This is a genomic window from Microvirga sp. TS319 (assembly GCF_041276405.1).
Classification (GTDB): Bacteria; Pseudomonadota; Alphaproteobacteria; order Rhizobiales; family Beijerinckiaceae; genus Microvirga.
On the sequence record NZ_JBGGGT010000001.1, the window covers coordinates 1971876 to 1985973 of the forward strand.

The following is a 14098-nucleotide window of genomic DNA, read 5'->3' on the forward strand; positions in this document are numbered from 1 at the left end:
CTGGTTGAATGCAGGTTTCTGCTTGTTACACAATGGACTGGATGGCCGCGTCTACGGCATCGCCAAGGCGTTCGACGATAGTGTCGATATCCTGGGTGGTGCAGATGAAGGGCGGCGCCAGCATGTTGTGATCGCCGGACTTGCCGTCGATCGTTCCGGGCATGGCATAGCATGCCAATCCCCGCGCCAGGGCTTCGCGCTTGACGCGGGCATTCAGTTTCAGGGCTGGATCGAAGGGTGTCTTCGTGGCCCTGTCGGTCACGTATTCGACGGCCCAGAACAGGCCGCGTCCGCGAATGTCGCCGACGTGATGATGATTCCCGAACCGCTCCTTAAGCCGCCGCTCGAGATGAGCGGCCTGCTTCCGGACATTCGCTAGCAGGTCCTCCTCCTCGATGGTTTTCTGGACGGCGAGAGAAGCTGCGCAGGCGAGCGGATGCGCAAGATAGGTATGGCCATGTTGGAAGAAGCCGCTGCCGTCGCGGAATGCCGCAAAGATCTTGCCGCTGAGCAGGACTGCGCCGATCGGCTGGTAGCCGCCGCCAAGCCCTTTGGCAATCGCCAGCAGGTCGGGCGTGATTCCTTCCTGCTCGCAGGCATGCAGTGTGCCAGTACGGCCCATGCCGCACATCACCTCGTCCAAGACAAGGAGAATGCCGTATCGGTCGCAGATCTGGCGGATGCGCTTGAAATAGCCGGGCGGCGCAGTGGTGCAGCCCTGAGTGGCGCCGCCGACCGTCTCCGCCACGAAGGCGATCACCGTTTCAGGGCCGAGTTCTTCGACCTTGGCCTCGAACTCGGCGGCAAGCCGCTCCCCATAGGCCTCAGGCGTTTCGTCGGCGCGCTGGTCGCGATATGCGTAGGGCGGCGAGACATGGTGGCTCTCGAAGAGCATCGGGGCGAATTGCTGCCGCCGCCAGAGATTGCCACCGACCGCGAGCACGCCGAGCGTATTGCCGTGGTAGCTCTGCCGTCGCCCGATGAAGTTGACGCGTCCGGGCTCGCCGCATTCAATGAAATATTGCCGCGCCATCTTGAGAGCGGCTTCCATGGCCTCCGAGCCGCCCGATACGTAATAGACGTGATCGAGCCCCGCCGGCGCATGGGCGACCAGATGATCGGCAAGCTCCTCGGCGACATCGGTTGTGAAGAACGAGGTGTGAGCGTATGCAAGGCGATCGGTCTGAGCCTTGATGGCCGCGTTGACCCGCGGGTGACCATGTCCGAGGCAGGATACCGCTGCCCCGCTGGAGGCATCGATATAGGACTTGCCCGCCTTGTCGATGATCTCGATGCCACGCCCGGCCACAGCGATGGGAAGCTGATCGCTGCCGGCGATCTGCCTGTGCAGGATATGCGTCGTTCTCGCGGGATCGGATTGGTCTTGGATCACGATGTCTGCCCTTTGCTGGTCTTGTGCGTGTAATAGGAGCCGAATCGCTCCAGGTGAGCCTCAGCGGCTGCGATGGCCGAGACCGCTTTCTTGCCGCGCCGGGCCGCCACGAGCGCCGCAATGCATTCGACGACGATCAGCGCCGGGGCGACGGTCTGCAGGAACGAGGGCGTGCTGATCGGTACGATGATCGTGGCCGTCGCCTGCCGGGTGATCGGCGAAACCGTGCTGTCGGTGATGGCGATGATGCTCGCTCCGCGCTCCCGGGCGAAGGCAACGGCCTCGACAGTGATGCGAGTATAGGGAGCGATGGTCAGGGCGAGCAGTGCGTCGCCGGGGCCGATGTCGCGCAGCGCATCGAGTCCGACCGCTCCGGCTCCGTCCACCAGCACCGTCCGTTCCCCGATCAGCGAGAGAAGATAGGCTCCAAGATGGGCACCGGCGAAGCTGGAGCGGGCGCCGATGCAGAAGAGCCTGTCTCGTTCCACGACGATGTCGGCTGCCTTCGCGATGGCCGCCAGCGTCTCTGGGCCGCTCAGGAGCTTCAGGTGGCCCGCGAGGCCCGCCAGAAGATCCGACGTGAGCGCCACGTCGCCATCGAGCGCGCGATGCTGCAGCAGCCTTTCGGCCCGGTCGGCGAAATGATCGGATCGTTCGCGCAGGGAGGTTACGTAGACCTCCTTCAATTCGTCAAAGCCGTTATAGCCCAGCCGCTGCGCAAGCCGCGTCATTGTGGCGGGTGGCACTCCGATGCGCTTTGCCTGTTCCCGCATGGACAGAAGGGCTACGTCGTCCGCGCGATCCAGCAGCCAGCGCGCCACAACCCGATGCTGGGCCGGCAAGGTGTCGAAAATTGCAAGGAGCCGGTCGGCGATGGGCGTGTCTGACATGGCTCCACTGTAGCGCTGCCTTCGTGAATTGCAACAATCGTTTCACTGTGACTGTTGATGAAACAAGTGGGAGCGGTGCCATCGCTCCCCTCGGAGTATGCGGATCCATGAGAAGTCAGGTCTCCACTTGGATGTCGCACCCCAAAGTTTGGCAGCACTGTTGCATTAACCTAGGCGGTATAAGGAGGGCGGTTAATCGAGGAGCCGCCCGTTGTCTCTATTCAAGCGCCGCCGCTTTCCGGTGGAGATCATCCTGCTGTGCGTCCGCTGGTCCTACAAATACGGGATCAGCTGTCGGGTGATGTCACGTTAACCTAAGGAGTCCGCAAGGAGCCCTGCTTTGTTGATTTCAGGCAAGCACGCCCGCGGTGGCTTTCCAAGCCGCCATAGCCTGAAGGCGGTGAAGGTGGGTGGCGAGGGCAGAGCGGTGGGAATGGGGCGGAACGAACAGGCTCGGGCATGCTGCCGTTCCTACCGCAGAGGCCCTGACCAAAAGTTGTCGTGACATCACCGTCTTACGGCCTATTACGGTGAAAGGTCCGGACCTGAGGCTCAAGCAGCCATAGGACGAACGACCGGCGCGTGCCATTTGAAGACATTCGCCCGTGGGCATCAGCTCGATTGTGGCGCTTCACGGCAGCTTATCGTACGCCCTTCTCGTCTACACCAGATCGCACAGACCTGATGAAGTTTGCCAATAGCGCCGAAGGGTCTCGTTTCCTAAGGGCTAGTGCCAGCACAGCCTGCGGCTCGCGCGGTCCACTCACGTAACGGTAGACGACTCCCTCCATCTGGACCGATTTGAGGCATTCCGGCACAAGCGTCACCCCAAGACCAGCCGCCACGAAGCCGAGAGCCGAACTCATTCGCGGGGCTTGTTGCGCAATGCGAAGGCTGAAGCCGGCTGCTTGGCAGGTGGAAACCGTCTCGTCATGAAACCCTGTTCCCGGAGGCCCGATGAGAATGAACGGCGTGTCGGCGCATTGCGCCAATTCCACCCGTCCGGGCACCTGCGCCAGGCGGCTTTCGGCCGGCAGAGCCAGCACCATCGGCTCCGTCACCAGCGGGATCGTCAAGAGATCGGGATCGTGAAGCTTGGCACTGCGCACGAAGGCCACATCGATCTGCTCTCGGGCGAGATTGTGTGCGATCTCATGGCTCAGCCCTTCGGTCAGCGTGATGGTCACTGCCGAGAGGGTCTCCCGAAAGCGGCGGATCGATTGCGGCACGAGCGGATGAAAGGGCGCGGTCGGGGCAATGCCGAGACTGAGCTGGCCCATCTCGCCGCGCGCTGTCGAGCGGGTTCTCTCGACCGCACGGTCAAGCCGGGCGAGAATATCGCGAACTTCCGTGAGCAGCACCCGTCCGGCCTCGGTTAGTTCGACGCCACGGGCTTTGCGCAGGAACAGTCTCAACCCAAGGCGGTCTTCGATCGCTTTGATCTGCGCGCTCAGCGGCGGCTGCTGCATGCCAAGCCGCTCGGCGGCGCGGGTAACATGGCTCTCCTCGGCAACGGCCACGAAACAGCGCATCTGCTTCAGGTCCAACATATACCGGGCTCGTATGGGTTTCGTTGTTTTCATACGATACCTCAGATGAAGCGCAGCCGCTAACGTCAGCTCACCGCAACTGACCTTCAGCGTTGGAGATTGCCATGAGACGCCGTGACTTCTTGCTGCTCAGCGCTACCACTTTTTGTGTATCGTGGTCAGGGCTGTGCTTGGCCACAGGATATCCCTACAGGGAAGCACGCGTGATGGTGGGGTTCCCGCCCAATGGCCCAGTCGATATCGCCGGCCGGCTCGTGAGCAGGCTCCTCAGCGAGCGGCTGGGCCAGCCTTTTGTCGTCGAGAATAAACCCGGCGAGAGTGGCAATGTGGCAACTCGCGAAGTCGTGCACGCCGATCCGGATGGCTATACGCTGCTGATCTTCGGCCCTGTGAACACGATCAATGCCGCGCTGCGGACGGATCTCGGGTTCGACTTCGCCCGCGACATTGCTCCTGTGGCTGGACTGTACAGTGTTCCGCTTCTCGTTGAGGTGAACCCCTCGCTTCCGATCACCTCGCCGGAGGATTTCCTGTCGTTTGCCCGTGCCAATCCCGGCCGACTGAAGGTGGGGTATGCGGGGAGAGGGACGCCGCAGCATTTCGGGATCGAGCTTCTGAGATGGATGGCGGGGCTCGACCTCCAGCTCCTCCCGTTTGTTGGTTCAGCGCCGGCACTTCAGGCGCTTGTCGCTGGAGAGGTCGATGCCATGTTCGATCCTCTGCCCTCATCCATCGGTCTCGTGCGAAGTGGCAAGCTCCGGCCTGTGGCGGTGACCAGTTCATCCCGCTCATCGATCTTGCCGGAAATCCCCGCGATGGCCGAAGTCGTCCCAAACTATGAGGCGGGATCCTGGTTTGCGGTTGGGGCGCCACAGAGCACTTCGCCCGATGTCATCGCCGTATTGAGCCGCGTCGTTCAAGAGGGGCTCACTGAAGCACAGGTTAGAGACAAGATAGGAGAACTCGGTGGGATGCCGCTGGCCCTTTCGCCAGAACAACTGAGCATCTTCGTGAACGCCGAGATTGCGCGCGCTCGGAAGGTGATCGAGGCAACTGGCATTCTGCGCTAATGAGCAACCTTATCACCAACTTGCTGAGGGCCGTATTGGGTCAGGCATCGGTATTCCTGCTGCCCGCAGAGGGTCGATTGGCGCACTTTAAGGGGACCAAGTACTTTCGTCCGAGGAGTGCCGGGAGCGGTCGTTCGCCTTAACTCACCAGCGGAGCGTCGACTGAGCATACGACGCCTGTCTCGGAAAACTCGATCTGCACCTCGCCCGCGAGTTCTTGAGCCAGGCTGCGCTCAATGAGCCGCGTGCCGAAGCCACGGCGGACGGGCTTCTGGACAGGCGGTCCCGCCATCTCCTCCCACATCAGATGCAGGCGCGGGGGAGTGCTCGCGCCAGTCAGGATCCAGTGTACCCTGATCTGCCCCGTTCCATTGGACAATGCCCCGTATTTCACGGCATTCGTCACCAATTCCTGGAGCGCCATCGCAAGCGGCAGCGCCATGCGCGGCGGGACCTGTACGCTCACGCCCTGTACGTGGATGCGGTTTTCCCCGCGGCTACGGTACGGCTCGACGGCCTGTGCGACAATGTCGTGGAGGGCCACATGCGCCCAGCTCCGGTCGGTCAGCACATTGTGAACCTGCGACAGCGCGATGAGACGGCTCTCGATGGCGTCTGACGCGTGGTCAAGCGAGGGCGCGTTCCGCAGTGTCTGCGAGGCGATGGACTGCACCGTCGTCAGAGTGTTTTTCACCCGATGATTGAGCTCGCCGATCAGAAGGTCCTTCTCCCTCACGGCCGCTCGCAGCTCGTCCACGACCCGAAGGCGCTCGATGGCGGCGCCAAGCAGATTGGCGTAGCTGCGGAGGAACTCGATGTCCGATTGCGTGAAGTCCCGGGGGTCGCGGCTGTCCACCTGAAGGACGCCAAAGGGTGGACGCCCGTTGCTGCTCAGCACGAGCACGTTCACAAACGCCTTAACCCCATGCTCTTTCATGAAGTCGTGGTACTCGAAACGATCCTCCTTATCGGAGTTCTTTGAGATGACCGCCCCCTCCTTGAGGGTCAGCCCTTCCGGTGAGTTCTCGGCCGCCGTGACAGTGACCGCGCCGATGATCCCCGGTCTCCACCCGACGCCCGCACGGACTGCGAAGGTCTGACCATCAGGCAGGAGTTCCATGAGCTTGGCCAAGTCGGTTTCGAGGGCCCGGCTGATGAGCTCGCAGGCCCTGTTCAGGATATCATCGATGGTCTCGGTCTTGAGCGCAAAGTCCCCGAACTCTGCCAAGGCCCGCTGCTGCTCCAGCAACTCCTCTTGATCGGTATCGTTTTGGTTGGCCATCTATTCGAGCTTCGCCGTGGTGAGAGGGTGTTCAATTCGCCAAAGGTTCCAGGGTTCCGGTGCCCGGTACGTTCCATGGGACCATTCCACCCCATCACGGTGGAATGCAGTGCCACGGACATTCCTGCGCCATTCCAGCATGTGCCTATTCACTGGAGCGTCTGCCCCGGGTCAAACTGAGCCGAGTTTCCCTATGCGTTCGGAACGTTCGGTTCGATGAGGATTGCTGCCCTCGGGCTAATGTCTTAGGCGTGCCGAAATCGTTGATTTAGTCGGCCAGACGGAGCGCTGACGGTCTGCTCAGCTCGACCAGCGGAATGACCTCCTCGGCCACGCTGTGGCTGTTTCACACTGCCTCTTCGAGCACCGGAAGGGGCTCCTCATCGTCCGGTTTTCGGCTGGGAGGTTGGGTTGGATTGCTCATGACTGCTCTCACATGAACGCAAGCCCAGAGGAACCCACCAAGGGAGTTCCTTGCGCCTGAACTCCGGGCAGCCTTGGCCGAATCTGCAACGAATCGTTGATCTGTAAGGAAATCCGCCTGTCCCTGCCGAACAATTCCCACATCCGAGGGTTGGAGGGCGAACAGGAGGTCCGCCATGGCCAACACCCATCACCCCGACACGCCGCGCAATCAGGGCGACTACGACGCTCCCCACATGAGCCCGGTCATGCCATCCGAGGATGCCCGCACCATCATGCTCAACCGGATCTCCTGGGGAGCTGTGCTCGCCGGTGTCGTCGTGACCCTGGCCATCCAGCTCATCCTCAACCTGCTCGGCATCGGCGTCGGGGCGGCGACCCTCAATCCTGCCGCCGGGGCCGCCGGCAATCCCTCCGCCTCGACGTTCTCGATCGGTGCCGGTGCTTGGTTCGTGGTGGCCGGCATTCTGGCCTCGCTCGCCGGCGGCTACGCCGCAGGCCGGCTGGCCGGCAGGCCGAAGGAGTCCACCGCGGGTTGGCACGGCCTGACGGCATGGGCGCTGACCACGCTCGTCATCTTCTATCTCCTGACCACCACCGTAGGCGGCATCCTCGGCGGAGCCTACCGCACCGTGACCAGCGCCTTGGGCAACGTCACCCAGGCCGTGGGCTCAACGGCGCAGACCGCCGCCCAGGCGGCCGCTCCCAGTCTCGCCGGAGCCGCAGACCCCTTCTCATCCATCGAGCAGCAGATTCGCAGCGCGACGGGTGGCAATGATCCGGCGGCCCTGCGGGATGCCGCCGTTGCTTCGGTGCGAGCCGCGCTGACCGGCAACGAGCAGCAAGCGGCCGACGCCCGCAATCGCGCTGCCGATGCTCTCGCCCGGGCGCAGAACATCCCGGTCGACCAGGCCCGCGGCCAGGTGCAGCAGTATGAGCAGCAGTATCGGCAAGCAGTGGACCAGGCGAAGCAGCAGGCCACACAGGCTGCCGACAAGGCCTCGACCGCAGTGTCGACCGGTGCCCTCCTGGCGGCCCTTAGCCTGATCCTCGGCGCGGTGGCAGGCTGGTTTGGCGGGCGCATGGGCGCCGTCGAGCCAACGATCACGGCTCAGATGGGCCAGGGCCGCGCTACCGCGGCCGGCGCCGTTGGGACCACTGCGGGAACCGACGCGATCGTGGAACGGACCACTGATCCCACTCGCCGGGCAACGGCCAGCGGAACCGACAGCCGCATTCCCCGGTCCTGACGGTCCCCTCGTCCGGAGAACGACGACCCAGCAGATCGTCGCCGCCTTCTTTGACACAGCTGCTCCAAGGCCCGACCGACCTTGGAGCAGCGGCCAAAGTCACGCAGCCATGCAGGAGAATTGTAGATGTCGAAGACCGTCACGTGCCTGCACCCGGACCTGCAGAATGTCGCGGCTGATGGACGAAGACCTGTACCGCCTCACGGTGACCCGCTGCTCATCTGGCGTCGAGAGAAGGTTCTGTTGCAGACACAGGGCTTGCGCCGGACCACCTGGCGCCAGGCACCGAAAGGTCGCCTTAGGGTCAAACCAAGCCATTGAGCTCTTGCCCATGAGGGTCAGCTCACGCCGCCAATGCGGGATTTCGGCTAAGGTCCGCTTGGTGCCATTTCTTAGACCTTTGGGAGTACACAACGTCCAAGCGCAAAGCGGTCGTATTCGGCCGCGCAACGCTCGATGGGAGCGTGTGAGCATCACCTGACAGCCAGCTTACTGACTCGATGTAACCTCACGGATTGCGTTGGATATCGGGTCGGTCAATACTCGGATCAGTCTTTTGGTTGCCGTTTCCAACTTGAGCGCCATGAACATGCCTCCTGCTATTGCCAGTGCACAAAGCAGAAGAACGATGATGACGGTTTCATTGCGGGGGCGAAAAGACCAAAGCTGCCGAAGAGCAGAGCCAGCCAGAAGATCAGCAGAACCATGAACGAAGCTGGTAAGGACGTATTTGCCCTTTCAATGAGGACTCATCGCGCGTCCGCGATACTGTCGAGCAGCTTCAAGGCCAGTGCTTGGGCCTGCTGTCGCTGATTGTCACCCGGCTGAAGGTCAAGAACGCAGCTCGTCACCGCCTCGAATCTCGGCAGTGATCTAAGGTTGCCCGCAAGCCGGGAGCTCTGCGCAACAGTGCTTCCTGTGCGTCCCTATCATATGCTTCATGAGCCGCTGACGTTTATTGAATAGCCCCGTCTGCCCGCCTTGTGAAGAAGTATAGGAATACCCTTAAGAGGTATTCATTACAGTCGATACTTGCCCTCTGCTAACAATGGCGCATAATTTTTTTCACCCTATCGACCATGCGTGTTCGATGGCAGGAGCCCGCAACGAGGTTTTGCCACTCACATGCAGGAGGTGTCGGCCCGCATTTGACAGTTTCCCGCACAGGCCCGGGCCGCCGGTCCTGCGCCCCTTCCGGGGATCCGGAAAATCAAAAAACATAATTGCAAGGTCTTCGGCCTGCAGGGAGGAAAAACATGAACAGGCGTGAACTGCTCTCGACAGTTGGTGCTGTTGTGGCCGCTGGGCTACTCGCGGTGCCTGCGACAGCTTTTGCTCAAAGCCAGAAGGAGATGGTGGCGGTCGTCAAAATTGCTGGAATCCCCTGGTTCAACGCGGTCGAGAAGGGAATCAAGAAGGGCGGACAGGACTTTGGGATGAACGCCTCGATGATCGGCCCCGCCAACGTCGATCCGGCGCAGCAGGTGAAGCTGCTGGAGGATCTGATCGCGAAGAAGGTCGACGTGATCGGCCTCGTGCCTCTGGACGTGAAAGTCACCGAACCTGTGCTCAAGCGGGCCCAGGCCGCGGGTATCCCGGTCATCACGCATGAAGGTCCCGAACAGGAAGGCCGGACCTGGAACGTCGAGCTCATCGACTCGAAGAAGTTCGGCGAAGAGCAGATGAAGCGCCTTGCGCAGGAGATGGGCGAAGAGGGCGAGTACGTCGTCTATGTCGGCACGCTCACGACCCCGCTCCACAACAAATGGGCGGATGCGGCGATCAACTATCAGAAAGAGCACTATCCCAAGATGAAGCTCGTCACCGACCGGTTCCCCGGCGCGGACGAGATCGACACAAGCTACCGGACCACGCTGGACGTCATCAAGGCCTACCCCACCCTCAAGGGCATCCTGGGCTTCGGTTCGAACGGTCCAATTGGCGCCGGCAATGCGGTGCGTGAGAAGCGGCTCGGACGCAAGATCGCGGTGGTCGGCACGGTGCTCCCCTCTCAGGCCAAGCCTTTGATCATGGACGGCACGATCCGCGAGGGATTCCTTTGGAACCCCACCGATGCCGGCTACGCCATGGTGGCTGTGGCCAAGCTTGTTTTGGACGGCAAGGACATCAAGGACGGAATCGAGATCCCCGGTCTCGGCAAGGCCGAAGTCGATGTCGCAGGGCGGCAGATCAAGGTCGACAAGATCATGCGCATCAATAAGGACACCGTGGACGGCCTGATCGCGCAGGGTCTGTAAGCCGCGAAGGCGAGCGACCGGCGCGGAGCATTCGACCGCGCCGGTAACCGTCAGCAAGGATCCGCTCCCATGGCCTTCCTCGAACTACAGCAAATCTCAAAGCGCTTTGGGGGGGTCCGAGCGCTGGAGGACATTTCGCTCACGCTCGATGCGGGTGAAGTCCACTGCCTCGTCGGCGAGAACGGATCCGGCAAATCGACGCTCATCAAGATCATATCGGGCGTGCAGCCCCCGGAACCGGGCGGTCGCATCGTCGTCGCGGGAATCGAGCACACCCGGCTCACTCCGATCGAGAGCACCCGGCTCGGCATTCAGGTGATCTATCAGGACCTCTCCCTGTTCCCGAACCTCACCGTTGCGGAAAACATCGCGGTGAGCCAGCATCTCGGCCGCCCCCGTGCCGTGGACTGGCGGGTGATCGACGAGACGGCACGACGCGCCATGGCCCGCATCGGCGTTGCGCTCGACGTTCATGCCCGAGTGGAGACGCTCTCGATCGCAGACCGGCAGCTCGTCGCGATCTGCCGGGCCATGGCCGCGGATGCCCGCCTCGTCATCATGGACGAGCCGACGGCATCGCTTACCCGCCATGAGGTCGACGCTTTGCTCTCGCTCGTCCGGGAACTGAAGTCGCGCAATATCTGCGTCGTCTTCGTGAGCCACCGCTTGGACGAGGTGATGGAGGTCGCCGAGCGCGTCACGGTGCTGCGCGACGGGCGCAAGGTCGGAACCTACGATGCAGCCGAGATGGACGACCACCGGCTCGCCGTCCTCATGACCGACAAGGAGTTCCACTATGATCTGAGGGATGTCGACCTCACCGGGCGGCCCATCGTTGTAGAGGTCGAGAACCTCACGCGGCGCGGAGAATACGAGAACATCGATCTTCAGGTGCACGAAGGCGAGATTCTCGGCATCACGGGGCTCCTCGGCTCGGGGCGAACGGAGCTTGCGCTTTCGCTCTTCGGGATGAATCCCCCTGACTCGGGTACCCTCCGGATCGCAGGACGGCCGCTCGCGATGCGCTCCAACAGGGAGGCCATCGAGAACGGGGTCGCGTATGTCTCCGAGGATCGCCTGACCCTCGGCCTAGTGCTCGACCAATCGATATCGGCCAATACGGTCATGACAATCCTCGATCGCCTGGCAGGGCGCCTCGGCCTCATCGACCCGAAACGGCAGCGCGAGACCGTGCGGCGCTGGATTCGGGACCTCGGCATCAAGGTCTCCGATCCCGAGAATCCGGTGAAGACCCTCTCCGGCGGCAATCAGCAACGCGTGGTCCTGGCGAAATGGATGGCGACCAACCCGCGCCTCCTCATCCTGGACAGCCCAACGGTCGGCGTCGACATCAACGCAAAGGACGGGATCTACGAGATCGTCAAGCGGCTGGCGGCGGAAGGCGTCGCGGTAATCATGATTTCCGACGAGATCCCGGAGGTGCTCTTCCACAGTCATCGCGTGCTGGTCATGCGGGCGGGACGGCTCACCGGCGAATTCCGGCCGCACCGCACTTCGGAAGCTGAACTCAGGGTGGCTGTGAATGCTTGAGCTCAGTCCTTCCACCTGCCCCTCGGTCGGCGGTGTAACGGAGCGGCCCGCGCCGGATCCGACACCCATATTCGAGCAGGGTCGTTCATGATCAACGCTCTCCGCCGCTTCTCGCATAGCCAGGAGGCCCGCCTCCTTGCCGTCGTGCTTGCGCTCGGCGCCATCCTTACGATCGCGACCCCGAGCTTTCTCACGTTCCAGAATCTGTTCGACCTCCTCACCTCCTATGCTTTTCTCGGCATCCTAGCGGCGGGACTGCTCGTCGTTCTGGTCGCCGGGGGAATCGACATCTCGTTCACGGCGACAGCCTCGGTGGCGCAATATCTGGCTCTGTCATCTGCCAACGCCTATGGGCTGGGCTGGGCTGGGACTTTCGGGCTCGCCATCGGAACGGGAATCGCCTGCGGGCTGATGAACGCCTGGCTTATCGAGAGTCTGCGCATCTCGAGCATCATCGTCACGATCGCAACGCTCAACATCCTTTACGGCCTGCTCGTCTTCGTCACCGGCGGCCAGTACATCTACGCCCTGCCGGACTGGTTCTCGAAAGGGATCTGGTGGCTCGAATTCGTCGACGCCGACCAGATCCCTTACGGGCTGAATCTCCAGATCTTGCTGCTCCTGCTCGCCTTCGCGGCAACTTGGGTCCTGCTCAACCGGACCACCATCGGACGGCAGATCTATGCGCTTGGCGGCAACAGGGACGCCGCGGGGCGGCTTGGTTTTCATGTGTTCGGCCTCAGCCTCTTCGTCTACGGTTATATGGGCTTTATGGCGGGCATCGCGTCGCTCGCGCAGGCGCAGCTGGCCCAGAGCGTGGCGCCCACGGTCCTCGTCGGCCGGGAGCTCGATGTGCTGGCGGCAGTGGTCCTCGGGGGAGCGAGCCTCAACGGCGGCGTAGGAACGGTGCTCGGCACGGCGCTGGGGCTCGCACTCCTCGCCGTATTGCAGAACGGCCTCGTTCTGGTGGGCATCTCGTCCTACTGGTCGCAGTTCTTCGTCGGGCTCGTAATTCTCGTGTCCGTGAGCTCGACCGCACTCACCCTCAGGCGCCGGGCCAGGAGTGCCGTCGCATGAAGTACCCAACATCGGTTCTCCAAGCACGGGGAGGCAGCGGGCCCCCATGGGCGCGGGTTCTTCTGCAGAGCACCGTGCCATGAACCGCCCCCTGATCTCTTCCAAGCCGGTCGACACGGTCGGGCCGCTCGACAGTGAGCTTGCGGCGGCAGAGGCGCCTCCGCCTCGGGTCGGGCGCTTCGAGCGCTTGCGGGATTTCGGTGGCGACGGCGACAACCTGAGGCTCCTAGTGCTGATCGCGATCCTGCTAGCGGGCTTCGGGCTCGTGATCGGCAAGCAGCTTTTCTCGGCAGCATCCCTCCAATCGATGGCCTACCAACTGCCGGAACTCGGCATCCTGTCGCTCGCCATGATGGTGACCCTCCTCTCGGGGGGCATCAACCTATCGGTCATCGCGACCGCCAACCTGTGTGCGCTGGCGATGGCAGCCACTCTCACGCGCTTCGTGCCTGGATCGGAAGGTGCGGCTTGGGTTCTGATCCAGGTGGCGGCTCTCGCGGCGGGGTTCGCCATCGCGGCGCTGATCGGGCTCGTGAACGGGTTCATCATCGCTTATCTGCGGGTTTCGCCCATTCTCGCGACGCTCGGCACGATGACCCTGGTCAAAGGGATCTCGGTCGGCACAACGCGAGGCAACGTGATCTCCGGCTTCCCTGAGCCCATCGTTTTCATCGGGAACGGAGCGGTGCTGGGCATCCCGATGGCGCTACTCGTCTTCGCCGCGGCCGCGCTGCCGCTGGCGATCATGCTGAACCGAGCGCCTCTGGGAGCGGCTATTTACATGATCGGCTCCAACGAGCGGGCGACGCGCTTCTCGGGGATCCAAACGCGGCGCGTGATCCTGAAGGTCTATTTGATCTCGAGCCTTCTCGCCGCCGTGGCGGCCGTCGTCATGATGGCTCGCTTCAACTCGGCCAATGCCTCTTATGGCGAGAGCTATCTGCTGGTCACCATCCTCGCGGCGGTGCTCGGGGGTGTCAACCCGATGGGCGGATTCGGCAAGGTGAGCGGGCTGGTGCTGGCCCTCATCATGCTCCAGATCATCTCGTCGGCCTTCAACCTCCTGAACTTCAGCGCATTCCTGACCCTGGCGATCTGGGGCGGCATTCTGATCGCGGTCGCGGGCATGACCCAGTTGCGCCAGCGGCTTAAGGGCGGTTGACCATGACTGGGTCCGGCAGGCCGCAGACAGCGGCTCTCGACATCGGGAGAACCAATCTGGAGCTCGTGCTCGCCGACACCTTCGAACATGCGCTCCGGCGCGCCGTGGAGATCGAGACCCTCGACACCGTCACCGACACCCCCAAGGCTCAGGTGACCGCCTGATCCCAATCCCCCACTCAAGCCACAGAGA

At 62.6% G+C, this 14098-nt stretch carries 11 protein-coding genes; 7 read left to right on the forward strand and 4 right to left on the reverse strand.

Annotation, left to right across the window (positions count from 1 at the left end):
• Nucleotides 1–25: 25 nt before the first annotated feature.
• From AB8841_RS08985 to AB8841_RS08995, 3 genes are all read right to left on the reverse strand, one after another.
• Nucleotides 26–1393 (reverse strand): aspartate aminotransferase family protein, encoded by a 1368-nt coding sequence (locus AB8841_RS08985; RefSeq protein WP_370435422.1) that lies wholly within the window; start codon nt 1391–1393, stop codon nt 26–28.
• Entirely contained in the window at nt 1390–2283 is an 894-nt protein-coding gene (locus tag AB8841_RS08990; RefSeq protein ID WP_370435423.1) for a MurR/RpiR family transcriptional regulator, read from the reverse strand. The genes AB8841_RS08985 and AB8841_RS08990 overlap by 4 nt, the downstream gene beginning before the upstream one ends.
• Before the next feature lie 641 nt (nt 2284–2924).
• On the reverse strand, nt 2925–3833 hold the full coding sequence (locus AB8841_RS08995; protein WP_370435424.1) for a LysR family transcriptional regulator: 909 nt from the start codon (nt 3831–3833) through the stop codon (nt 2925–2927).
• A 104-nt stretch (nt 3834–3937) separates the two neighbouring features.
• Here AB8841_RS08995 and AB8841_RS09000 point away from each other — a divergent pair, with 104 nt between their 5' ends.
• A complete protein-coding gene (locus tag AB8841_RS09000; RefSeq protein ID WP_370435425.1) occupies nt 3938–4903 on the forward strand; it encodes a Bug family tripartite tricarboxylate transporter substrate binding protein in 966 nt (321 codons plus the stop codon).
• Between the two features lie 139 nt (nt 4904–5042).
• On the opposite strand, the gene AB8841_RS09005 is transcribed toward AB8841_RS09000, so the two are convergent.
• A complete protein-coding gene (locus tag AB8841_RS09005) occupies nt 5043–6185 on the reverse strand; it encodes a sensor histidine kinase (RefSeq protein WP_370435426.1) in 1143 nt (380 codons plus the stop codon).
• Between the two features lie 599 nt (nt 6186–6784).
• On the opposite strand from AB8841_RS09005, the gene AB8841_RS09010 reads away from it, so the two are divergent.
• The 6 genes from AB8841_RS09010 to AB8841_RS09035 all read left to right on the forward strand — a co-directional run bounded on the left by AB8841_RS09010 (nt 6785) and on the right by AB8841_RS09035 (nt 14070).
• Nucleotides 6785–7858, forward strand: a complete 1074-nt coding sequence (locus tag AB8841_RS09010; protein ID WP_370435427.1) for a PhnA-like protein — start codon at nt 6785–6787, stop codon at nt 7856–7858.
• 1256 nt (nt 7859–9114) lie between these two features.
• The gene (locus AB8841_RS09015) at nt 9115–10116 is read left to right on the forward strand and encodes an autoinducer 2 ABC transporter substrate-binding protein (protein WP_370435428.1); all 1002 of its coding nucleotides are present in this window, start codon (nt 9115–9117) and stop codon (nt 10114–10116) included.
• Nucleotides 10117–10185: 69 nt separating this feature from the next.
• Nucleotides 10186–11667: a sugar ABC transporter ATP-binding protein gene (locus tag AB8841_RS09020; RefSeq protein ID WP_370435429.1), complete on the forward strand. Its 1482-nt coding sequence runs from the start codon at nt 10186–10188 to the stop codon at nt 11665–11667.
• An 87-nt stretch (nt 11668–11754) separates the two neighbouring features.
• On the forward strand, nt 11755–12744 hold the full coding sequence (locus AB8841_RS09025) for an ABC transporter permease (RefSeq protein ID WP_370435430.1): 990 nt from the start codon (nt 11755–11757) through the stop codon (nt 12742–12744).
• A 79-nt stretch (nt 12745–12823) separates the two neighbouring features.
• On the forward strand, nt 12824–13906 hold the full coding sequence (locus tag AB8841_RS09030) for an ABC transporter permease (RefSeq protein WP_370435431.1): 1083 nt from the start codon (nt 12824–12826) through the stop codon (nt 13904–13906).
• Between the two features lie 2 nt (nt 13907–13908).
• Nucleotides 13909–14070, forward strand: a complete 162-nt coding sequence (locus AB8841_RS09035) for a hypothetical protein (protein ID WP_370435432.1) — start codon at nt 13909–13911, stop codon at nt 14068–14070.
• Nucleotides 14071–14098 lie beyond the last annotated feature (28 nt).